Here is a 23985-nt window from a genome sequence, read left to right as displayed (position 1 = left end):
TCTTTCTTTAAAACACCTCTTTCAACAAGGCACTTAATTGTTTAAATTCTATCAAAAATGCATCATGACCATGAACAGAATTTACAATACTGTGTGTCACATTTTGTTTTATTCGTCTTAGTTTTTCAAACGTAATTTTATCTTCATTTGCTGTAAAAAACATATCAGAATCTACACTTATGATATGAATGTTTGACTGTATTGTTTTTGCTACTTCTTCAAAACTTCCTCTTCCTTTTGTAATATCAATATTAGCTAAGATATAATTCACTTCTTTGTAAGCAGAAAGTGCAAATCTGCCATTTAATTTTTCACCATGATGTAATAGCCAACTTTCTACATTGTACATATCTTTTTCTTCATTATAACTACGCTCAAATTTACTTCTAAATGATTCTGGTGATCTATACATCAACATAGCATGTAGCCTTGCATCATAAACAGGATTTTGAGAATTCAATAATATCTGTTCTTGCACCAAACAATTGGCTTTCAACCAGTCTGTTGATTTCCAATCGGTTGCTACTGGTATCAAGTGAGTAATCAAAGTAGGGTTCAAGGATGCTAATTCCCAAGCAATCCCCCCTCCTACAGATCCTCCTATTACTGCATACAACTGATCAATTTCTAACACCTTTAACCCTTGAGAAAATATAGAAGCTATATCTCTTGCATTAAATCTCTTATACTCTTCTATTAGATTCTCTTGTTTTCCGTCATATCCATTTCCTGGGATGTTAAATGACAAAACAGTATACTTATTGGTATCAATACATTTGCCTTGCCCTATCAAACCACTCCACCAACCATCCTCTCCACATACTGTAGAGTTTCCTGTAAGGGCGTGATTTACCAATACTATTGGGGCTTGATACAGTGGTACTCCAAACAATTCATATGTCAAAGGAATTTCACTAATACACTCTCCTTTTATTGTAGTAAAATTTAAGATATCTAGTTTCTGAAGCATTATTTATAGTTTCTTTTTAAGATTATTCAAAGACAGTATTGTTTTATCTGGCCTTTCTTGTTACAAACAAGAAGGCGTTTTCGCTTATTAAATCCCGACTTTCACTTTAGAAAAAGCTGTTTTCAAATCTTCTTTTAGATCTTCTATATCTTCTAACCCTACAGATAACCTTATTAAGTCTTGTGTAACTCCTGTTGATTTTTGCTGTTCAGGATCTAATTGTTGATGCGTTGTACTTGCAGGATGAATGATCAATGATTTTGAGTCTCCTATATTTGCTAATAATGAAAATATTTTTGTTTCATCTGCAATTGTTTTGGCTGATTCAAAACCCCCTTTTATTCCAAACGTAATAATCCCACTTTGCCCTTTTGGCAAATATTTCTGTGCCAATGTATAATAAGCATCATCTTCTAGTCCAGGATATTTCACCCAACTCACTTCATCTTGTTTTTTTAACCATTGCGCAAGTTCTAGTGCATTTTTACTATGTTTCTGCACTCTAATTTCTAATGTTTCTAAACCTTGTAAAATCTGAAATGCATTAAATGGACTTAATGCAGCCCCATAATCTCGCAATCCTTCTATTCTTACTTTTGCAATAAAAGCCGCAGCTCCTAATGCTTCATGATATACCAACCCATGATACCCAGGAGAAGGTTCTGTAAACTCAGCAAATTTTCCACTAGACCAATCAAAAGTTCCTGCGTCTATAATTGCTCCTCCAAGTGATGTTCCATTACCACCTATATATTTTGTAAGTGAATGAATTACAATATTGGCACCATACTCAATAGGAGTTAGCAATGCAGGGGTAGCAACTGTATTATCAACAATAAAAGGGATCTTAGATGTTTTTGCTATAGATGAGATAGCTTTCAAATCCAGAACATCCAATTTAGGATTCCCCAAAGATTCAACAAAAATTGCACGTGTATTTTCTTGTATAGCTTCTTTAAAACTTTCAGGGTTTGAAGGATCGACAAATGTTGTCGTAATTCCAAATCTTGGTAGTGTTACATTCAACAGATTATAAGTCCCCCCATACAAACTACTTGAAGCTACAATATGGTCACCTGTTTTTAATAGAGTAAGCAAGGCTGTATTTATTGCTGCTGTTCCTGATGAGGTTACTACCGCACCTATACCACCTTCTAATGCAGCGAGACGTCGCTCTAAAATATCATTTGTAGGATTATTTAGTCTAGTATAAATAAATCCTGGCTCAGACAAATTAAACAAATTAGCGGCATGATCAGAATTATTAAAAACATAGGATGTTGTCTGATATATAGGTACTGCTCTGGTTCCTCCGTTGGCAGATACGTCATGGCCTGCATGCAAAGCTTCTGTTGCAAATTTTTGGGTACTCATAATTTTCTATTTTAAATTTTTAAAATAAATTCAAATACATCGAACACTTCTCTGCGTTGTGTTTGTTTTAAAGAAAATTAATAAGAAAGGAAAGCGACAATTACAAAAAGAATAATTGTATCGAGTTATCTTCTCTCGAATAATCGAGATAGAATTTAGCACCTTCTTTAAATATAAAGGGTTGCTAAGGTTTCACAGGGTCTATTCCCTCCACCTTTCTTAATAACTTACTAATATGTATAAGAAACTTCGGGGCAAATCTAGTAATTATTTTTTAATACAAAGATCTTTCTTCCAAAAATTATTTTGTGAAAAACAAAATCACCTCTCTTTTTTCAAATAATTAATGATACGTTAAATACTTTTTAATATTGTCATTTTTTTTACCTTTGCCAAAACATTTTAGGGAAAGATTTGACTGATTGCAACCCAAAATGCTATGCCTTACCAGTTTATAACACACACCGTAAGCATATCATTATAAAAATGCTAAAGCAGCTCGATTTAATAACATTTTGTCGAAAGCTTCTCATCGCAATCGCGTCTAAGCATTCTCTTATAAAACAACAACAAATGGCATATTTATTTACTTCAGAAAGTGTATCTGAAGGACACCCAGATAAAGTAGCGGATCAAATCAGTGACGCACTATTAGATAATTTTTTAGCTTTTGATAAAGATTCCAAAGTTGCATGTGAAACTTTGGTAACTACTGGTCAAGTAGTTCTCGCAGGAGAAGTAAAATCAAAAACATATCTCGATGTACAACATATCGCAAGAGAAGTGATAAATACCATTGGATATACCAAAGGAGCATATCAATTCAGTGGTGATTCTTGTGGTGTAATTTCTCTTATTCACGAGCAATCACAAGATATAAATCAAGGTGTAGATAGAGAATCCAAAGAAGAACAAGGAGCTGGTGATCAAGGAATGATGTTTGGATATGCTACTAAAGAAACAGAGAATTACATGCCATTGGCACTTGATATTTCTCATAAAATACTAATTGAACTAGCAAAATTAAGACGTGAAGGAAAAGAAATCCCTTATTTACGGCCTGATTCAAAAAGCCAAGTAACAATCGAATACAGTGATGACAACATACCGCAACGAATTGTTGCTATCGTTGTATCTACACAGCATGATGATTTTGATAATGATGATGAAATTATGTTGAATAAAATAAAAAATGACATTATTTCTATATTGATCCCTAGAGTAATTGCACAGTTACCAGAATATGTTCAGCAATTATTTAATGATCAAATCACATACCACATTAACCCTACTGGTAAATTTGTAATAGGTGGTCCTCATGGTGATACTGGTCTTACAGGAAGAAAGATTATTGTTGATACTTATGGTGGCAAAGGAGCTCATGGAGGAGGTGCTTTCTCTGGTAAAGACCCTAGTAAAGTAGATAGGTCTGCCGCATATGCTTCTAGACATATTGCCAAAAACCTTGTAGCTGCTGGTGTAGCAAACGAAGTATTGGTACAAGTATCATATGCAATTGGTGTAGTTGAACCTACTTCTATTTTTGTTGATACTTATGGCACAAGTACTCTAGGGTTAACTGATGGAGAAATTGCTGAAAAAGTAGCTCAAATTTTTGATATGCGCCCTGCTGCTATCGAAAAACGACTCAAACTACGCAATCCAATTTATCAAGAAACTGCAGCATATGGCCATATGGGTAAAGAGTCAAAGACAATTACCAAAGTTTTTGAAAGCCCATATTCTGGTAAAATCGAAAAAGAAGTTGAGCTTTTTACTTGGGAAAAATTAGACTATGTAGATGAGGTTAAAAAAACCTTTAAATTATAAAGATTCATTTCATCTGATTTAATTAGTTTTTTATCGAATTTATGAAAGGTACATTGAAAAAATGCGGTTTTTCCGTAGGAAAAACCCAAGTATTATCAGTACATTTATCCCATTCCTTATAGCAAGGAAAACAACATATCTATATTAATGGGAAAATAGTTTTGATATGTCTTTTTACAATTTTAATGTATAATGATTCGTTATAATAATGCATCAAAATTCTGGGAAATGAAATTAAAACTCACAATACTTATCGCTTTTTGTTTAATCTGCGGTATGTCTTTTGGTCAAGACTTTGAATACGACCTAACTTCTGTAAAAACTATTGACAATCAAATCATTGAAGAACAATATAGTACAGAAACAATGTCATCTGCAGATCGACTGCTAGTTGTACAAACTCCTATCAAAAAGAAAGGTAAAGAGTTTTACAGCAAAAAAGAGTGGCAAAAAATCAAAAAGCAACTCAAAAAAAATAAGAAAAGAGCTTCTAAGCAGAATATACATGCCTACAAAAAAATGGACACTATATACTTAGACATTCCAAATCACAGGAATGACCGCACAAAAGAATCTCGCTTATCAGCATGGTAAGTATTTTCTTATAAAAAATGATAAAGAGACATTCTGTTGGTTATAATTACAACAATTTTATTGTTGCATTTTTAAATAGTAATCAACAGAATGTTTTCCTGATCCATATAATAAAAAAAATAAGCACAGCATTAGAACTACACTAGCAATAGTAAGGTTTGCAATATTCATTTCTCCAAAAAAATTAATAAGTACAGCTCCTATTAACAATGGAAGCTGAGCTGCTACAGACCACCTCGTTAATAACCCAAAAGAAATAAGTATTCCCCCGATTAAATGTGCAGGAGCAACATAATGCATAATAATAACAGAACCAGCAAGACTCTGAACAGGTTTGATTAAATCCACAAGAATCTGGCTATTACTTATAAAATCTATTCCTTTTATAAATAAAAAGACTCCTAAAGCGATTCGTAATAAATCTAAAGGGTAATACGTATGCGCATTAGCCCATTTGTTTAATGATTTTATTGTTGACATGACAAAACAAGTATTAATTAGACAAGTATAATATACTGATTTTCAAATTAATACCGTACTGCAGAAGAAAAAAAATTCATCGCTTTACAAACCGTATACTTCTATACCTACGAACCACTCCATCAATAAATAACAGGCAACTTTCTGGCAATACCTTCTTAAACATCTTATTTACTTTACCCCACAAACGATATATTAATATCATTAGCTCTTTCTCATGCTTATAATACTGCAAAACCAATACACAAACCCCAATCACAAATAATATAGCGCCCACAAAAGCCTGCATTGGTGTTAGACTACGATAAAAGAAACTATTAAGCCCTAACCCAAACCAACTACCGTATAATACAAAAAAATGAATTATATAAATAGGCAAGGTTTTTCCTCCTATCATACTGATCACCTTATTACCAAAATATTTTCTTATCATAATAAATATAGAAAAAAGCACACATACGTTCCCCAATCTTATAAATAAGAAATTATTATAAGCCACGGATTTAAAAACAACTATACCTGTAACATCATATAACAACATCAATATAGACGAAGAACTAAAAACCAATACCACTCCAATACTTAAAAGAATCAATATTGCGTATGAATAAAACCTTTTATATTCTTTAAACTTTAAAAAGAGACTGGCTACAAAGCTCCCAAAACACACATATCCAAACCATGGAAATAAAGTAAAAACAGAACCATTTCTATCTGTGAAATAATTAGCTATTGTTTTTGGGAAAAAATCTAATGAATAACTACCATATATAGGCTGAAGAAGAAATACCATAACACCTATACATAAAATTATATTCTGAAATAATATCTGATTCTTATTATAAAAAACTAAATATACTGCGATCAATAATAACAACGAAGCGCCAATACACTGTAAAACATCTATATAAAAGAAAGAAGGGTTTATTGTACCATTTATAACATCATAAAAACTTAATCGCAATAAATAGCCATAAAAAATAACCTTAACTCCTCGTTTTATTCCTTTGACTACTCTAGGATTATCAATCCCTACTTTTTCTTGTTTTAGCAACAAATAGGTAAATATAAAACCTGTTATTGTAAAAAAAGTTGGAGCCGTCATTCCTCTAAAATACTCCCAAAAAGTATAGCCAAAACTATTTTGATCACGATATACATTCCCCAAAAGGCAATGCACAAAATGCCCCTGAAGCATCATTAAAATTGCAAATGCTCGTATTGCATCCAAAAAATGCAACCGATTCGCAGGTGTACTCATTATTGTGGTCTTTGGTTAGGTCGTCTTTAAAACGAATTTACTATCTATATATTGCTTAAATGTGTATCACTTCTCTCTTTAATCCATTACCCACAAAGTCTTTCTTCATTTGTAAATCAAATAATTACAAGATAAAATCACACTACACAAACAAGAGCACAACATTAAAAAACAATTTAAACTTATCCAAAGTTTAAAAAGAAAATGTCTTCACAAGTTATCATTTGTGAAGACATTTAATCTTTTACGATATTTTTATAAGATTTATCTATATATACTTAAAATCTATAAGAAATATTTGCCAATAAAGCTCTTGGAGCTTGAGGATTTATAGTTGTCCACCCTTTATAATATTCTTTATTAAAAGCATTATTAAGTTTTAAGCTTATTCTATATTTTTTAGCCTGATAAAAAACAGAAGCATTAGCAATAGTATAACTTGGTAAAACAAACTCACCTGTAGAGACATAATTTATAGCAAAACGCTCACTTGCACCATTAAATCCTAAACCAAGACCAAATCCACTGAGGGTTCCTTCTTGAAATTCATAATTCGCCCAAAAATTGTAAAGTGTTTCTGGCCCAGCACCAAGTGGTCTTCTATTTAAAATTTCATCATTATCAGACTTTGTAGTTTCACTATCATTATTACTATAACCAGCTCTTATATTTAATCCTTTAATCGGATTTGCATTAATTTCAATCTCAACACCCTTGCTCACCCTTTCTCCTCCTTGAATTTTATTGAATGGTGATGATGGATCTGTAATTACTTGATCTGTGACTTTAATATCATAATAACTTATTGTCGCATTTAATCTATTATTAAACAGATTTGCTTTTACACCAAATTCTAATTGATTTGCCTGCTCAGGGGTAAATGTTTTTAATGTTTGTGGTCCTTCTTCAGGGTCACCCACTAATTGTGGTTTTACATTAGTAAACCCATTTTGATAATTTGCAAAAACTGATAATTTATCTTTAATAGGTTGGTACAGTAATCCAAATTTTGGAGATAATGTAGTTTGATCATAATCATCTTCTAGATCGGCTAAATCTCCTTCATTATCAAACACATCCAATCGCAGACCCACCATTGCAGAAAGATTACTGGTTATATTCACTACATCAGAAGCATATAAACTATAAATATGGTATTTGGTTTTTATATTACTAATTCCTGTTGATGCCAAAGCAGCATCAACTCCAGAAGCTGAAAGCGGAAACACATCTGTTTCTATCTCTGTTGTAGACGGGTGATCTCCACTAACTCCTCCTTGAGGAGTTACATTGCCATAAAATGCGTATCCAGTGCTATTGTCTATTTCTGTTGCATTAAAATAGTCTAAACCAATAACCACCCTATTCCTTAATGAAGCAATCTTAAAATCACCTATAAAATTTTGTTGAATATCTGTAGTTTGAGTATTTGAGTTTTGCTTATTGATAAAACGAGAAAAAGTATCGTTACCCAAAGTAAGACGATCAAATAGATAAGAATAGTATCCTTTTGTAGAAGTTGCACTTTTTGAAAGCAAGGTTTGTGATTTCCAAGCATCCGATAACTTATAGTCCATTTCTACCCTATAATTTTGATTAGGGTTTTTTAACGTCAAATCATTACTCGTAAAAGATAATTTAGGATTATACCCTAATTCATCCAAATTTCTTGATTCTGTTGATGCACGTCTATTTAAGAACAAAAAGGTAGGATTGGTTTGTTCTGCTTGTGTAATTTCTGCATAAAAAGAAAAAGAAAGCCTATTATTTACTTTATAGGATAATGATGGTGCTACAAAAAATGATTTTCTAAAACCTGCATCTTGAAAACTTTGCTCTGTTGTATATGCTGTATTTAATCTGAAATATAGATTGTCATCTTTACTCAATGCTGTATTAAAATCTCCGATTATTTGGTTAAATCCATATGTTCCAGAAGTATAAGAAAGCTCTCCACCTGCACCTACATATGGTTTTTTTGTAACCACATTGATAAGTCCTCCATAAGAACTTACTGCATTCCCAAACAAGGTAGCTGACGGTCCTTTTAAAACCTCAATACGCTCTATATTTGCAGGATTTATTGTTCCGTTTGTTAATCCAGGTAATCCATTTACCAATTGTGGTTGAACAGAAAAGCCTCTTAATGAATAATATCCTGCTCCATCACCTCCACGACCAGTTGACTCCCATAACTTATCAACACCAACTGCATTTTTTAATGCGTCATCAAAATTAGTAACTACCTGAGATTTTAAAAGGTCATTTGTTACCGTACTATACACTTGTGAATTTTCAATATCCTTTAAAGGAAGTTTAGAAACATAAGCGGTATTTTTTCTTGAAAATTTATTGATTCTTTTTCCTTCAATAACTACTTCTCCAAGAATTTCATTTCCTTCATATAAAATTATTTTTCCTAAATCTAAGTTTTGATTATCTGAAATTGAGATTGATACCTCACGATTTTTGAAACCTAAATACGATATAGATAGTATATAATCTCCGCTTTCGACAGAATTGATTTCAAAAATTCCATTTTCATTAGACTGTGTTCCTATACTTGTATTTTTTATAGAAACGTTTACTCCTATAAGCGGAGTTTGTGTATTATCAGTAATGATACCATTTATGATACCATTCTGAGAAAATGCTAAACTACTTAGCATCAATAATAAGATTGACAATTGATATTTCATTATATTTATTTAATCTTAATTTAAACAATAAATTTCAAACAAAAATATCTAGTTGTCATGGACTGCACAAGTTATTTATAACAAATCTAAATAGAACTCTTTAAAACTTCTAATTACAAAGAATTCATTAGACGCTATACCCTTAAAATGAAGTGATTTATATTTACTGCACATCTATTATTGTTCAAAACATGTACTCTACCCCCTACTACTTAACGGGGATAATTGATTATAAGAATTATTAGTGTTTATATCCAAAAAAAATAATTTCCAAATATCTTTTTTTCTTCTCTAATATCCAATTTGGTATCTTTATTGATGCTCTTTGATAAACCAAAAACTATATTTTATGAAAACTGATACATATACCAAATTTGTAATAAGCATTATTGCTATTTGCCTTGTTATTATAGTAATACGAGATACTGATATTATCCCCAAGGCACACGCAAATAGTACCTCAACAACAAATTATGGAATCATACCAATTAATGATGATGGTTCTATTACAGTAAAATTGAGTAATTCTGATGAAATTGATGTAAATCTTAAAAATATCGATACTTATGATAAACTCAAAGTAGACCTCTCTACTATCAGTACTGATCAAGAGTTAAATATTAATATAGACGAGGTAGGAGGAAGTTATGTATCGAGTGGAGGGCCTATAAAAGTAAAACTTCAAAATTAGCCCTTTCAAAATAAAAAAATTATTTTAAAAGGGCTTTTAGTTTAAATTGAGGCTAATTCAATTCTTAAAATGGATAAAACTTATAGTCCAATAGTTTTATCTGTTATTGTGTTCAGCGCTTTGGCTACCGTTGCCAAAACCTCTTTGTTTCCTGTAATATCATATCGAACTTTTAAAAACTCAGGATCATTATATGACACATGCACAACTCCTTCATCATTTTGCCACACCAAAATCTTTTGAGGTAAATCCAGCCCTATTATTTGAGCGTTTTGCATCAGAGGAGTTCCCAATTTAGGATTTCCAAATAAGATTATTCGCGTTGGATTTAGTTTTAAATCTACTTTTCCAGCGTTAACCTGATGATCTAGCTGAGCAATGATTTTCAAGTTGGGATTATTGGTAATAATCTCTACCAATGTATTATATGTATCTTCAAAACTTTTTGAACTTATTTTTGTTATTACACCCTGTGCTTTAGTAATTTCCATATCCTGTTTCAAATTTATTTGTTTCTCTTTAGACGCGCCGTTCTGGTTTTGATTACAAGACATTAGACATATTATAAAAACAAACCCTACAATTTTACATATATTCATTCTCATTTTTTTTTAAATTACATAGTGTATGTCGTAATCATCTAAACAATAATTACACTCACTTCTTCTGTAACACATTAAAACCTTACATCAAATATCAAAAAAGCAATACATCTTTAATTTATATTACGAGATTAATATTAAAAGCTACATTAAAAATCATTACATATATACTCTCTGCATCAATCTGGCAAAATTTAAGCTATCATTATAAAATTCTTTATCCATCCTTTTTTATGTTACTCAGAAAATCTAGTATATTTACCCTCGAACTGTGATATACATTTTTTTACACAAACACCTTAGGAAAAACAATCAACTATGCACATAGCGATAGCTGGAAATATTGGAGCAGGAAAAACAACATTAACTCGATTACTTGCTAAACACTATAAATGGGAAGCTCATTTTGAAGACGTATTAGAAAACCCTTACTTAGAAGATTTCTATAACAAAATGGAGCGTTGGTCTTTTAATCTTCAGATTTATTTTCTCAATAGTCGTTTTAGGCAAATACTTGATATTCGCGAAAGCGGAAAAGATATAATACAAGATAGAACCATTTATGAAGATGCTTATATCTTTGCTCCAAACCTTCATGCGATGGGCCTTATGACCAATCGAGATTTTGAGAACTACAGATCTCTCTTTGATCTTATGGAAAATGTAGTAGAAGGCCCTGATTTATTAATTTACCTTAGAAGTAGCATTCCTAATCTTGTTAATCAAATTCATAAACGTGGTCGTGATTATGAAAATACCATAAGCATAGACTATCTAAGTAGACTTAATGAGCGTTATGAAGCGTGGGCTCATGATTATGATAAAGGAAATCTTCTGATTGTTGATGTAGACAATATTAATTTTCTGGACAACCCAGAGGACCTTGGAAATATAATAAACCGTATTGATGCCGAACTAAATGGGCTTTTCTAATCTTTGAATTTCTTATGGATTTTAATGCACTCTTTCTGTTTCTTCAAGATTTACAAAATAATAATCACAAAGAATGGATGGATGCCAATAGAAAACGATATCAAACCATCCGCAACTCTTTTATACAATGGCTAGATGAATTAGATTCAAAATTCGCTGCAATTGACCCTAACTATTACCCTACCTCGGGTAGAAAAGGAATCAATCGTATCAACAACAATTTACTTTTTCATCCAAACAGACCAGTATACAAAGATCATTTTGCCGCTGGATTAGATCAACGTACTAAACAAGGAGATTTTTATATTCAAATAGGAATTAATGAATCTGAGCTTGCTGGTGGATATTGGAAACCTGATCAAAAAATGCTCAGTAGCATTCGTGAAGCTATTGATTATAATGGTGAAGAATTGGTGAAAATATTGAACAAAAAAAGCTTCAAACAAACTTTTGGAGAAATGTATACTGGCAAAGACACTCTAAAAAAGGCGCCAAAAGGATATACTGCTGATCATAAACATATAGATTTACTACGACATAGAACATTTGCGGTAATTCACCCATTGACTAAAAAAGATATACTTAAAGCTGATTTTACAGACAGAATAATCACAGTTTATAAAGAAATGCTACCTTTTAGAAGATATTTTAATGAGGCAGTGACTGTATAGAATACTTGATTACAAACTCATAGTAAGCTTGTAAGAAATAGAATATACGAATTCTATAAAACAATAAAACGAAATACAAACAGATGAAAAAAGTCATCCTTATTACCCTTTTATGTAGTAGTATTTTTTCTTGCGGAAAAAAAGAAAAAACTAAAGATAATAACGAAGTAGTAAAACAGGAAGAAGACTTTTTACAAGATGAGGAAAATATCATTCCTAACGACCCTGCTATTTTTGAAGCAATCGTATCTTCAAAAAATGAAATTTCTGTATGGAATCATCCATCTATCGATTCTCTAAAAATAGGAACTTTGGTTCCAAAAGAAAAAGTACAGGTAACATTACAAACAGGGAAATTTGAAAAAATTCCCCTCGATACTATTCAGAATACGTATGGACAATGGTTAAAAATTAACTATGCGTTACCCAATTCTATATCTAATATATCTGGATATATTTTTGACAGCTTTGTTAATTATGACCAAAAAGAGAAACAAACAAATGCTCAGGCCTATGTTTCTATAAAAAACGAATGGGAATTTCTAGATGCACTGTCTTCTAACAAAGTAATTTTGATAGAAACAGATACATTAAATTTTGATCACTACTATAAAGAATTTTCTGGGTCAGAAGATTTTAATAAAGACGCAGCAATAGGACATTATACTTTTTCTGAGTCTGGAAGTCTACAACTTCATGACTACAAAAACCTAACTTTAAGAAGTGTCGGAAAACAAGTACTATTTATTGCAAAAAAAATACATAAAAACTTATTCTCTTGTACAAATTGTACAAACTTTACTGTTGATGGGTTTAATTTTCAACATAAAAAAGGTAATAAAAATAGTCAACAGGGATTTATCCTTACTCTGCAAGAATGTAAAAACACTACCTTTATGAATACTGAGTTTGATGGGTCTGGTGCTTTAGGGGCATTGGTAACAAATTCTAATAATATTAAATTCTATAAAAGTAAATTTTATAATACTTCTGGTGATGTCATCACAATACACAACTCCAATGGTGTTATGGTTGAAAACAGTATGCTATATGAAAATGATCATGGTACATTAGTCAAACTACAGCAAGAAAACATTCTTGAAGAACAAAACACACTACAACCTATTCAATTTCACAATAGTGCTTTCCTTCATAATAACGCTACCGCTATTTTAGGAATCAAAAAACCAAAAGGCACTCCTATTAATTCTGTTTTAAAATTTTCTGACTGCAAAATCCAAAACAACACGCTTCTTTCTTTTATCAATTTTGAGAAGCCAAACAATAACTTGGGGATTTCTTTTCAAAATTGTGAAATCATCAATAATGATGGAGCAGATCAAGACTTTATTTTTATCTCCAGATCAGGCAACTCTGATATCATATCATTTATCAATACCAATATCAAAAACAACAAGGATAATTTTGAAATAGATCTTTCTAAAATTACTTTAAAAAACACTAGTATAAATGACAATTTATACCAAAATGAAGACACTCCTAATGGTAATGAGCAATAAATAATTGTTTTATTAAAAAAGCGAATAGATAATTAATCATTTATCTTAGTATTGAGATAGTCAACAATTAATGAGGTAGCTCCTGTATTACTGTTGATAAAATGCCCAGCTATCATCCCCGTTTTCTCTCTGAATTTTTTATCTGCAACAAGCTTATTCATAGTTTGAGTATATTCATCTGCATTTGCAACTGAAAATAACCCTGCTAATTTTTGAAGTTGCTTTGCTTCTCTAAACTTTTCAAAATTCTTACCAATTATAATAGGAACCCCAAAAGTAGCGGGCTCTAAAATATTATGTAACCCTCCTGTTCCCATAGCTCCACCAACATATGCTATATCACTATAACTATAGACTCTAGACAAATACCCTATAGTGTTCATTATAAACACATCATAATTTTTGAGGGTAACACCATTTTTTTCAGAATATAAAACTGTTTTTCTTTTGATCTGCTGTTTCAGTGCATTAATACCCGTATCTTTTATTTCATGAGGAGCAATAATAAAACAAACACCCTCAGAAGTTGTATTCATATAATCCAAAAACACCTTTTCGTCTTCAGGCCATGAGCTCCCTAGCACTACACAAAGCCTCCCATCAATAAATTCAGAAATAAAATCTACGTGATTATCCATCTCAATTTGATGCGACACACGGTCAAAACGCGTATCCCCACTCAAAGTCACATTAGAAAAATGTTGTTCATTTAATAATCTTTCAGATATTTTATCCTGAACAAAGAAATGGTCTACAGTTTTTAGTGCACTCCTCATAAAACCGCCATACCACTTAAAAAAAGCTTGATTTTCTCTAAAGGCTGCTGATATGAATATTGCAGGAATATTATTTTCTTTTAATGTTTTGAGATAATTAGGCCAAAATTCATACTTTACAAATACTGCCAGCTCAGGATTTATCAATTGTATAAAACGTCTTGCATTTGCTTTGGTATCTATAGGCAAGTATACTATAACATCAGCCAATGTACTTTTCTTTTTTATCTCATAACCAGAAGGAGAAAAAAAAGTTACCACCAATTTATGATTGGGATATTTTTTCTTTAATGCCTCCATAACTGGTACTCCTTGTTCATATTCTCCTAAAGATGCACAATGAAACCAGATGACTTTATCTTGTGCGGGAAAATGTTTGTTTAAGGTTTCAAAAACTATTTTCCTTCCGTTTACAAATAATTTGAGCTTAGGGCTCAATAATCCAATCACAGGAAGTATCCTATTAAATAGTGCAATAAAGATGTTATATAAAAAGCTCAAAAAGAATAATTTTTATGAACTGCTAAAATACATTTCTTTTATCTAAAATTACATTGGCTATAGTAGCAATATTTTGTATTTTCGTGAGGTTACAATAAAACATTTATGAAGAAGATACAAATGGTTGACCTCAAGGGTCAATATGAACAAATTAAAGAGCGCATAGATGCATCTATTCTTGATGTAATACAATCCACAGCATTCATTAATGGTCCTGAGGTACATAGTTTTCAAAAAGAATTAGAAGAATATTTGAGTGTAAAACATGTGATCCCTTGTGCAAATGGTACAGATGCTTTGCAAATTGCAATGATGGGACTTGGATTGCAACCTGGGGATGAAGTAATTACCGCTGATTTTACATTTGCTGCAACAGTAGAGGTAATTGCTCTTTTACAACTCACCCCAGTATTGGTAGATGTAGACCCTACTTCTTTTAATATTGATCCAGAAGCTATTAGAAAAGCTATTACTCCAAAAACAAAGGCAATAGTACCTGTTCACTTATTTGGACAACCTGCCAATATGGATGTAATCATGGATATTGCCAATGAGCATAACTTATTTGTGATAGAAGATAATGCACAAGGGATAGGGGCTAATTATCATTTTAAAAATGGTACAGTCACCAAAACTGGTGCTATAGGTCACGTTGCTTCAACTTCATTCTTCCCTTCAAAAAACTTAGGATGTTATGGAGATGGTGGAGCAATCTTTACCAACGACGATGATCTTGCACATATTATACGAGGAGTAGTTAATCACGGTATGTACAAAAGATATCATCATGATGTTGTTGGAGTAAACTCTAGATTAGACTCTATACAAGCAACAGTCTTGAGAGCTAAGCTTCCTAATCTCGATACATACAACAATGCTCGTAGAGAAGCGGCAAAGAAATACAATGCAGCTCTTGCTGGACAAGAAAATATTATTACACCAGAAATTATTGGTACAGATGACACCCATGTATTTCATCAATATACATTAAGAATAAAGAATATTGACAGAGATGCACTTGCAAAACATCTTAATGATAATAATATTCCTTGTGGAGTATACTACCCTATACCACTACACAGTCAAAAGGCGTATCAAGATACACGATATAATGAATCTGATTTTCCTATAACAAATCAATTGGTAAAAGAAGTAATCTCACTACCAATGCATACTGAGTTAGATAACGAACAAATCAATTACATCACTCAAACTGTTATTGATTTTGTTTCTAAATCTGTAGTGATTTAAAAAAATAAAAGTTATTACTTTATAAAAATCGAGAATTATATAAGGAATATTCCTTATATAATTCTCGATTTTGCGTGAAACAAAATAAGTAACGTATCTTTAGTTATATCAAAACCTAACCTAATACTAAACAAACCTATTTTCCTTTATCATGGATTCTTTTTGCATTTGTTATAACCTTGTTAATCATAATCTTGCTCAACTTCCCCCCGTACCAGAAGCATATATCGTACCTGTTACAGAAGAACGCCTTGGTTATGTAGAAAAACAGGCCACTCCTCAAACTTTGGAAAGCTATAAAATACCATTCAGAGAGACTCCACATGAGGAGTTATTAGATATCTGTTCTAGCCTTAAAATAAACACACTAGAACAACAATTCTCTCCTGCAAAGAGAAGGAAAAAACCAAAACTATCTGAATTATTACAGGATTCAAAAATAAAAGAAGTCATCCTCAATTATGTGAGTAAAAAACTAGCTACTTTCTACTCTATTATTATTAAAAATCAATATCAAATATGTTATAACGCACAAAGAAAAGACCCTTTTCAAAATCATAGATTAGATATTGGTGATACTGTGCTTGGGCCTATTTTGGAATTCACCAAGACAGAAGAAGGTATTGAATATGCTTTTTCTTTAAAAAACAAAAGTACTCCTATAATACCTAAAGATCATAATATCCAAATATTACTCAATGCACCTTCTTGGATTATTGTAAATAAATGCATCTATCAAATAGAAAGTCTGAATGCCAATAAATTAAAACCTTTTTTTGATAAAGAAAAAATTACTATTGCACAAAAACATGTTAAGATATACTTAGAAAAAGTAATTATTCCTATAATCAAAAATGTAGATGTTATTACTCATGGTTTTGATATTACAACTTATCAAGAAATAACATCTTATAGTTTAGAAGTTATTCAAGATTTTATTCAAGGAATTTATGTAGCCAAAATTACTTTTGATTATGATACTGTCTCTTTTGATTACAATAGTGCAAAAAAAATAAGCTCTGATGTATCTTTTGAAAATGATGAAATACAGATTATTCAAACCAAAAGAAATCCTGAAGCAGAGCAAGAAATTATTGACTTACTACTTACCAAAGGCTTAAAAACAAATAGCACCTTATTATTTGAAACAAGTGCTTCTAATGATCCTTTTGAAATTCTAGAATGGCTAACGACCTATAAAACTCAACTAGAAAAAGATGGTTTTACCATTGATCTCCCTTTGATAGAAGACAAAATAATCTGTACCGCTCCACATACTATTGAGATCGGCAGTAAGCAAGAAAATGATTGGTTTGATGTTAAAGGAGTGGTCACTATTGGTACTCAAGAAATCCCTTTTTCAAAGTTTATAAATTACATCAGAAAAAATGACCGTTTTTTTCCTATAAATGAAGATCAGGTTTTTATCATTCCTCTAGAATGGATGACACGATATAAAAAACTTGCAGATTTTGGACAATCAAAAGATCAAAGTATACGCATCAACAAAAGTAATTATACGTTACTCAAAGACATTGTTTCGCCTGATGAAATCAATATTGATGATACTACAGAACAGGAATACGTCCCTTCATCAAAATTACAAGCAACCTTACGCCCTTATCAAACAGAAGGGGTGCAATGGTTGGTAAATCATTATAGCAATCAATTAGGGGCATGTTTGGCAGATGACATGGGATTAGGAAAAACACTACAAACCATTGCAATGCTGGTATTTGCCAAAGAAAAAATGATTCCTGAAAACAATAAGGTTCAAAGTGTTAGATTGGATCTTTTTAATGATCCTCTAGAACTCAAAACATATCTCAAAGCCCTAATTGTGTTACCCTCTTCTCTGGTATTCAACTGGGCACAGGAAATTTTAAAATTTGCACCACATCTTAATATTGTAAAATATATAGGACCTGATCGTAATAAGATTACTCCTTATCTAGAAACTTATGATATCATCCTTACTACATATACAACAGTATCAAAAGACATAACTGCTTTACAAAAAGTAGATTTTACTTATTTGATTACAGATGAGAGTCAACAGATAAAAAACAAAGAGTCCAAAATTTTTCAGGCAATCAACACCATTCAAACTGCCCATAAAATTTCATTAAGTGGTACCCCAATAGAAAATTCTTTATCTGATCTCTGGTCACAAATGGAGTTTATTAATCCAGGAATGCTTGGCAGTTATTCTTTTTTTAAAGATCGTTTCAAAATTCCTATAGAAAAAAATCAGGATCAAGAATGTATCGATGAATTAAAAACGCTTATTGATCCTTTTATACTAAGAAGAACCAAAGAACAAGTCGCCAAAGATCTTCCAGAATTATCAGAACAAACAGTCTATACAGAGATGTTACCTGATCAGGAAAAACAATATGAATCTCAAAAATCTGCTGCCAGAAATCTATTACTGGGAATAGATACGATCGCTACAAACAAAATACATGTTCTCAACACCTTAACCAAACTACGGCAAATTGTTAATCATCCTAAACTTATAGATCAAACTACAGAAGAAGAATCTGGTAAGTTTCAAGATGTCACTCACTACTTGTCTACGCTGGCAAGTGCAAATAAAAAAGTGCTTATATTCAGTTCTTTTGTCTCTCACCTTGACTTATATCAAAAATGGTGTACAGAAAAGAACATATCATTTGTAACCCTCACAGGGCAAACAAAAAGTAGTGACCGAGAAGCTATTGTTAATCAGTTTCAGGAAAATGATGATCTCTCTTTTTTCTTTATTTCATTAAAAGCAGGTGGTGTAGGGTTAAATCTTACCAAGGCTTCTTATGTAGTATTATTAGACCCATGGTGGAACCCTTTTATTGAGAAACAAGCCATTGCCAGGTCACATCGTATAGGGCAAACTAATAAAGTCATGGTGACTAGATTTATTACCAAAAATACTATTGAAGAGAAAATAATACGATTGCAAGAAAAGAAAAAAGGATTATCTGATGAGATTATAGATATAAATGCAATGCCACAGTATATAGAACAACACCTTACTGAGCTGTTAAAATAATTCATTTATATTCTACTAATTTTGTATAGAAAAAGCCCTTGCATTTGCAGGGCTTTTTCTATTACCTTTCTCTGTATTTTCTACAAAAAAACAATGCTATAAGAAATGGTTAAGCCACAAACTATTTACTGTTCTTGAAAAAAAATCAATTTCTCTTCTTATATCCTTATTTTTTTTTTAACTTACTATTAATCTGCTACTCAATACACTCCCCCCTTTTTTAATTACATACATAATATATTTTTCATTATTCATACCCAATAATTATGAAAAAAGAGTTACCAGAAGTAGTCAAAAAGACAGAAACAGATAATTTTTATATCATTGGTATAGGCTGTTCTGCCGGAGGATTAAATGCTTTACAAGATTTTTTTAATTCATGTCCCACCGATACAGGATGTGCATTTATTGTAATACAACATTTATCACCCGATTACAAAAGTCAAATGCCAGAATTATTATCTCGGTATACCGAAATGACTGTTTGTGAAACTATAGAAGAAAATAATATTGAACCAGATCACGTATATTTAATTCCTGGAGATAAAAACATTATTATACAGGATAAAAAACTATGGCTTATCTCTCGTTCTAAACGCAATCAGGTAAATTTCTCTATAGATATTTTCTTTAATTCACTTGCTATTGAGCAAAAAGAAAAATCTATAGGTATTATCCTTTCAGGAACAGGATCTGATGGCACCAAAGGTGCAATGGCTATCAAAAAATCAGGAGGAACTTTATTTATACAAAGCCCAGAAGATTCTCATTTTGACGGAATGCCAATAAGTGCGATTTCTAATGGTATTGGTGATTTTGTGTTATCTGCAAAAGAAATACCTATCAAATTAGTTTCTCATATAGACAATATGCAATCTCAACAATTTGCTACATCTATAGACAATCTTGATAAAAAATCTATAAATGAGGTTTTAGAAATCCTCAACAATACGATAGCATATGACTTTTTCTCTTATAAAAAACCAACATTATCCAGATGCATATCAAAACGGATAAAATCAACCAAAAGCGCATCTATAGAAGACTATATAGAGTACCTAAAAAATAATCAAGAAGAACAACATACACTTGTTAGTAAATTTTTGATTGGTGTAACTTCATTTTTTAGAGATTATAGTGCTTATGATGTGATAGAAAAAGAAGTCATCCCTGATCTAATAGAGAAAAAAAACAAAAATTCAGATCGTATTAAAATATGGGTAATCGGTTGCTCTACAGGAGAAGAAGCCTATTCTCTGGCAATATTGCTTGAAGAATATCTTACTCTTAAAAAATACAACAACCTAGAATATAAAATTTTTGCCACAGATATCCATCAAAAATCAATAGACATTGCTTCACAGGGGATTTATACTACAACTAATTCTGATATCTCCCAAGAAAGACTTGGCAAATACTTTCTAGAAAAAGATGGATATTATCATATATCTCCTTATATCAGGCAAAAAATTATATTCTCTAAGCATGATGTATTAAAAGATCCCCCATTCAATAAAGTTGATCTTATTTCTTGTCGAAATATGTTAATCTATATGGAAAATACTCTTCAAAGACGCGTATTAGCCACCATTCATCATGTACTAAATCAAGATGGATATCTCTTTTTAGGAAGTTCAGAGAGTTTAGGATTATTAGATAACGTTTTTAATGTCATAAATTCTAAATGGAAAATTTATCAAAAAACTATTGGAGACATTGACAAAACATTAAAAATCAAAACCAAAGATAAATGGCAAGTAAAGCGAAATAACTTAGATAGTTATAAGAACAAATATCTCAAACAATCATTTGAAGAAAAAATAGATAAATCAATCAACCAAACATTAATGAATGAGTTGGGTGCAGTAAGCATCTGTATTGATAAAAACTTTGAGATCATTCATTCTTATGGAAAAGTAAATACGTATCTCCGTTTTCCTGAAGAAGGGTTTTCTAATAATCTATTGAAGATGTTGCCTGATGAATTTAAGATCCCTTTAATGACCAGTATCAGAAAACTATCAAGAAAAGTTGATCCTCTTACTATCAAGACACAAATAAAACATGCAATCGATAAAAACATAATCAAGATTATAAATATTGCAATACGTTCTATAAAAACCAGGTCTAATGATTATGAAGTTTTTTTAATCACATTTATAGAAAAAGTAGAGCGCCAAATTACAAAAGAAGAAAAAGATGATGCAATACTTAGTACTGAGACACAAAAAAATGATATTGAAGAACTAGAACAAACTTTAAACGATACTAGATATGATCTACAAGCAATCATCAAAGAGTTAGAAAGTTCTAATGAAGAAATGCAGATGACCAATGAAGAGTTGCTTGCAACCAATGAAGAATTACAAAGCACCAATGAGGAATTACAATCTGTAAATGAAGAACTTCATACTGTAAACGGTGAGTTACAGGAAAAAAACACCTTGCTCATTGAGCTAAATTCTGATATGGAGAATCTGGTAAAAAATATTAATATCGGAACTATATTTCTAGACAAAGAATTCAAGATTAGAAAATTTACTCCTTCTATCAATGAGCATTTTCAATTACGTATAGAAGATATTGGTAGACCTATTAATCATTTTTCGGGCACATTAGGCGGAGAGAATCTAGCTGAATATGCCAAAAATGTCATAAAAACACGAAAACCCTTCAAGAAAGAAGTTCAAAACCCAATAGGAACATGGTTTATGATGGAAATATTTCCTTACAAACACCATAAAGATGTTATAAAAGGAGTAGTCGTTAACTTTATCAATATTCATACTATAAAGGCAGTATACTCTGATAAAGAAAAATTAAACGATTTTTTAAGCCATGTAATGAACGCCAATCCAGCAATTATATACATATATGACATTCAAAAAAACAAATATGTATATAGTAATAGCCAAATCCTCAAAGAGGCTGGGTACTCTGCATCTGATATTAAAAAAATGGGACTAACATTCTTAAAAAAGATTGTGCACCCTGATGATTATCCGCGAGTTATTACCCATTATGAAAAACTTAAAACAATCGAAAAAGATGACGTTTTTCAGATAGAATACCGTGTTGCTCACAAAAATAAAAAAACATACATATGGGTTTTATGTACAGATAAATTAAATGAAAAAAGTAGTTCTGGAAAAGTTAAAAATATACTTGGGGTCATGAACATCATTACCAAAACCAAGGATATGGAATTACAGTTAAAAGAGAGTCAGGAGCGATATCGTCTAGCAATCTTGGGGTCTGGGGCTGGCCTTTGGGAATGGAGTGATATAAAAACCGATAATGCCTGGTGGTCAAAAGAGTTCCAAAAGCTTTTAGAAAATTATCCAAAAAACAAGCTTTCTACCTTTACATCACTCATCAATATGATACATCCTGATCAATTACAGACCTTTAAAAAACGAATAGACAATCATATCAAAAAAGGTGAAAACTTTGAGCAAGAACTTCAAATAAAAACAAACAAAAACGGATACCGATGGTTTTTGATGAGTGCCCAATCACAATTGGATTCTCAAAAAAATACACAAAAAATAGTAGGTACACTTATGGATATCAATGCCCGAAAAGAGGCAGAGAAAAAAATGAGTGAACTTAATACAGAGCTAGAACGTTTTGCCTACTTGGCAAGCCATGACCTCAAAGAACCTCTACGTACAATTTCTAGTTTTACAGGTCTTTTTAGAGAAGAATACCAGCATACTTTTGATGATAATGCGCGACAATACCTCGAATTTATAGAAAATGCATCAGGACGTATGATCACACTCACCAATGATCTATTAGCATATTCTCAACTGGATAATAAATCTTTGAATTTTCAACCTGTAGATTTAAACATTCTTTTATCTGAAATACTAGAAGATCTAAGGCAACATATAGAAGAGAAAAATGCTATCATCAATTACGATAAATTACCAATCATAACTTGTGATATGATCCAGATACGTCAATTGTTTCAGAATTTGATTTCTAACAGTTTAAAATATCAAAATAACGAGCAACCTAAAATTGACATTACATTTGATAACAAACGAACCTATTATTTATTTTCTATTAAAGATAATGGAATCGGTATTGCCCCCAAGTATCACCAACAGATTTTTGAGGTATTCAAAAGACTTCATACTCAAAATGACTATGCTGGAACTGGTATTGGCTTGGCAAATTGCAAAAGAATTATTGATAATCATAACGGAAACATCTGGGTAAAATCTTCACTTGGAGAAGGGGCTACTTTTTATTTCACCATCTTTAAGCCTAATAAATCATGAAAAAAATTAACTGTATTCTATTAGTAGACGATAGCCCCTCTACCAATTTTTTCAACAAAAAGATGATTCAAATTGCTGATATAGCAAATGAAGTACATGAAGCCTATAATGGGATTGAGGCTCTTGATTATTTACATAAGCGTGGGAAATTCGAAGAAAATAAACTTCAAGACAAATTTCCTAAGCCTAATATAATTTTTCTCGACATCAATATGCCTCTTATGGATGGGTTTGAGTTTCTAGAACATTATTCTGGAATCCCAAAAGAAAAACGTGCCGAGATGATTATCGTATTTCTTACTACTTCTAACTGGAGCAAGGATAAAACAAAAGCATTTGACACAAGTATGATATATGATTACATTGAGAAACCCTTAGAAAAAACTAAATTGATCACGATAGCAGAATACTATAATTCTAAACTATAAAATATTTTTTGCACTTCGTAATATTGTTATGAAGTGCAAAAAACATTTAAATAGAGTCATATGCCA

The 23985-nt window shown here is 31.4% G+C and carries 17 protein-coding genes and 1 riboswitch; of the genes, 10 read left to right on the top strand and 7 right to left on the bottom strand.

The features are described from left to right. Nucleotides 1–7: 7 nt before the first annotated feature. Together DG508_RS19220 and DG508_RS19215 are read right to left on the bottom strand one after the other, a co-directional pair. On the bottom strand, nt 8–970 hold the full coding sequence (locus DG508_RS19220; RefSeq protein WP_108869750.1) for an alpha/beta fold hydrolase: 963 nt from the start codon (nt 968–970) through the stop codon (nt 8–10). Between the two features lie 87 nt (nt 971–1057). Beyond that, nucleotides 1058–2344, bottom strand: a complete 1287-nt coding sequence (locus DG508_RS19215; protein WP_108869748.1) for an O-acetylhomoserine aminocarboxypropyltransferase/cysteine synthase family protein — start codon at nt 2342–2344, stop codon at nt 1058–1060. Nucleotides 2345–2466: 122 nt separating this feature from the next. Then, a riboswitch (SAM riboswitch) is annotated at nt 2467–2573 on the bottom strand. A gap of 344 nt (nt 2574–2917) precedes the next feature. Here DG508_RS19215 and metK point away from each other — a divergent pair. Together metK and DG508_RS19205 are read left to right on the top strand one after the other, a co-directional pair. Then, complete coding sequence (metK, locus tag DG508_RS19210) at nt 2918–4174, top strand: methionine adenosyltransferase (protein WP_108869746.1); 1257 nt, start codon at nt 2918–2920, stop codon at nt 4172–4174. 228 nt (nt 4175–4402) lie between these two features. Further along, a complete protein-coding gene (locus DG508_RS19205; protein WP_159090935.1) occupies nt 4403–4768 on the top strand; it encodes a hypothetical protein in 366 nt (121 codons plus the stop codon). A 57-nt stretch (nt 4769–4825) separates the two neighbouring features. Here the strand turns inward: DG508_RS19205 and DG508_RS19200 are convergent, their stop codons facing one another. From DG508_RS19200 to DG508_RS19190, 3 genes are all read right to left on the bottom strand, one after another. Continuing rightward, nucleotides 4826–5248, bottom strand: a complete 423-nt coding sequence (locus DG508_RS19200; RefSeq protein WP_108869742.1) for a DoxX family protein — start codon at nt 5246–5248, stop codon at nt 4826–4828. A gap of 76 nt (nt 5249–5324) precedes the next feature. Further along, nucleotides 5325–6509, bottom strand: a complete 1185-nt coding sequence (locus tag DG508_RS19195) for a heparan-alpha-glucosaminide N-acetyltransferase domain-containing protein (RefSeq protein ID WP_108869740.1) — start codon at nt 6507–6509, stop codon at nt 5325–5327. 278 nt (nt 6510–6787) lie between these two features. Continuing rightward, nucleotides 6788–9208, bottom strand: a complete 2421-nt coding sequence (locus DG508_RS19190; protein ID WP_108869738.1) for a TonB-dependent receptor — start codon at nt 9206–9208, stop codon at nt 6788–6790. Nucleotides 9209–9557: 349 nt separating this feature from the next. Here DG508_RS19190 and DG508_RS19185 point away from each other — a divergent pair, with 349 nt between their 5' ends. Then, nucleotides 9558–9899, top strand: coding sequence for a hypothetical protein (locus DG508_RS19185; RefSeq protein ID WP_108869736.1), 342 nt, complete (start codon nt 9558–9560; stop codon nt 9897–9899). A gap of 80 nt (nt 9900–9979) precedes the next feature. Here the strand turns inward: DG508_RS19185 and DG508_RS19180 are convergent, their stop codons facing one another. Beyond that, nucleotides 9980–10390, bottom strand: coding sequence for a DUF302 domain-containing protein (locus DG508_RS19180; protein ID WP_159090934.1), 411 nt, complete (start codon nt 10388–10390; stop codon nt 9980–9982). A 429-nt stretch (nt 10391–10819) separates the two neighbouring features. Here DG508_RS19180 and DG508_RS19175 point away from each other — a divergent pair, with 429 nt between their 5' ends. The 3 genes from DG508_RS19175 to DG508_RS19165 all read left to right on the top strand — a co-directional run bounded on the left by DG508_RS19175 (nt 10820) and on the right by DG508_RS19165 (nt 13625). Next, the gene (locus DG508_RS19175) at nt 10820–11434 is read left to right on the top strand and encodes a deoxynucleoside kinase (RefSeq protein WP_108869732.1); all 615 of its coding nucleotides are present in this window, start codon (nt 10820–10822) and stop codon (nt 11432–11434) included. Between the two features lie 14 nt (nt 11435–11448). Further along, a complete protein-coding gene (locus tag DG508_RS19170) occupies nt 11449–12105 on the top strand; it encodes a DUF2461 domain-containing protein (protein ID WP_108869730.1) in 657 nt (218 codons plus the stop codon). An 83-nt stretch (nt 12106–12188) separates the two neighbouring features. Next, nucleotides 12189–13625, top strand: a complete 1437-nt coding sequence (locus tag DG508_RS19165; protein WP_108869728.1) for a hypothetical protein — start codon at nt 12189–12191, stop codon at nt 13623–13625. A gap of 32 nt (nt 13626–13657) precedes the next feature. Here DG508_RS19165 and DG508_RS19160 read toward each other — a convergent pair whose 3' ends face one another. Continuing rightward, entirely contained in the window at nt 13658–14902 is a 1245-nt protein-coding gene (locus DG508_RS19160) for a 3-deoxy-D-manno-octulosonic acid transferase (protein WP_108869726.1), read from the bottom strand. 105 nt (nt 14903–15007) lie between these two features. Here DG508_RS19160 and DG508_RS19155 point away from each other — a divergent pair, with 105 nt between their 5' ends. The 4 genes from DG508_RS19155 to DG508_RS19140 all read left to right on the top strand — a co-directional run bounded on the left by DG508_RS19155 (nt 15008) and on the right by DG508_RS19140 (nt 23919). Continuing rightward, on the top strand, nt 15008–16153 hold the full coding sequence (locus tag DG508_RS19155) for a DegT/DnrJ/EryC1/StrS family aminotransferase (RefSeq protein WP_108869724.1): 1146 nt from the start codon (nt 15008–15010) through the stop codon (nt 16151–16153). Between the two features lie 151 nt (nt 16154–16304). Beyond that, a complete protein-coding gene (locus DG508_RS19150; RefSeq protein ID WP_108869722.1) occupies nt 16305–19202 on the top strand; it encodes a DEAD/DEAH box helicase in 2898 nt (965 codons plus the stop codon). 266 nt (nt 19203–19468) lie between these two features. Continuing rightward, complete coding sequence (locus tag DG508_RS19145) at nt 19469–23491, top strand: CheR family methyltransferase (protein ID WP_108869720.1); 4023 nt, start codon at nt 19469–19471, stop codon at nt 23489–23491. Continuing rightward, nucleotides 23488–23919, top strand: coding sequence for a response regulator (locus DG508_RS19140; protein WP_108869718.1), 432 nt, complete (start codon nt 23488–23490; stop codon nt 23917–23919). Before DG508_RS19145 ends, DG508_RS19140 begins: the two co-directional genes overlap by 4 nt. The last annotated feature ends 66 nt before the right edge of the window (nt 23920–23985 follow it).

The sequence above is a fragment of the Aquimarina aquimarini genome (genome assembly GCF_900299535.1).
Classification (GTDB): Bacteria; Bacteroidota; Bacteroidia; order Flavobacteriales; family Flavobacteriaceae; genus Aquimarina; species Aquimarina aquimarini.
Note: the sequence above shows the minus strand (reverse complement) of the source record. Positions and strands in the feature narration are given on the sequence as shown.

What these genes read in the sequence shown, in the direction of transcription:
- DG508_RS19220 (WP_108869750.1), bottom strand. Translation starts at nt 970, where the DNA reads ATGCTTCAGAAACTAGATATCTTAAATTTTACTACAATAAAAGGAGAG.
- DG508_RS19215 (WP_108869748.1), bottom strand. Translation starts at nt 2,344, where the DNA reads ATGAGTACCCAAAAATTTGCAACAGAAGCTTTGCATGCAGGCCATGAC.
- metK (WP_108869746.1), top strand. Translation starts at nt 2,918, where the DNA reads ATGGCATATTTATTTACTTCAGAAAGTGTATCTGAAGGACACCCAGAT.
- DG508_RS19205 (WP_159090935.1), top strand. Translation starts at nt 4,403, where the DNA reads ATGAAATTAAAACTCACAATACTTATCGCTTTTTGTTTAATCTGCGGT.
- DG508_RS19200 (WP_108869742.1), bottom strand. Translation starts at nt 5,248, where the DNA reads ATGTCAACAATAAAATCATTAAACAAATGGGCTAATGCGCATACGTAT.
- DG508_RS19195 (WP_108869740.1), bottom strand. Translation starts at nt 6,509, where the DNA reads ATGAGTACACCTGCGAATCGGTTGCATTTTTTGGATGCAATACGAGCA.
- DG508_RS19190 (WP_108869738.1), bottom strand. Translation starts at nt 9,208, where the DNA reads ATGAAATATCAATTGTCAATCTTATTATTGATGCTAAGTAGTTTAGCA.
- DG508_RS19185 (WP_108869736.1), top strand. Translation starts at nt 9,558, where the DNA reads ATGAAAACTGATACATATACCAAATTTGTAATAAGCATTATTGCTATT.
- DG508_RS19180 (WP_159090934.1), bottom strand. Translation starts at nt 10,390, where the DNA reads ATGGAAATTACTAAAGCACAGGGTGTAATAACAAAAATAAGTTCAAAA.
- DG508_RS19175 (WP_108869732.1), top strand. Translation starts at nt 10,820, where the DNA reads ATGCACATAGCGATAGCTGGAAATATTGGAGCAGGAAAAACAACATTA.
- DG508_RS19170 (WP_108869730.1), top strand. Translation starts at nt 11,449, where the DNA reads ATGGATTTTAATGCACTCTTTCTGTTTCTTCAAGATTTACAAAATAAT.
- DG508_RS19165 (WP_108869728.1), top strand. Translation starts at nt 12,189, where the DNA reads ATGAAAAAAGTCATCCTTATTACCCTTTTATGTAGTAGTATTTTTTCT.
- DG508_RS19155 (WP_108869724.1), top strand. Translation starts at nt 15,008, where the DNA reads ATGAAGAAGATACAAATGGTTGACCTCAAGGGTCAATATGAACAAATT.
- DG508_RS19150 (WP_108869722.1), top strand. Translation starts at nt 16,305, where the DNA reads ATGGATTCTTTTTGCATTTGTTATAACCTTGTTAATCATAATCTTGCT.
- DG508_RS19145 (WP_108869720.1), top strand. Translation starts at nt 19,469, where the DNA reads ATGAAAAAAGAGTTACCAGAAGTAGTCAAAAAGACAGAAACAGATAAT.
- DG508_RS19140 (WP_108869718.1), top strand. Translation starts at nt 23,488, where the DNA reads ATGAAAAAAATTAACTGTATTCTATTAGTAGACGATAGCCCCTCTACC.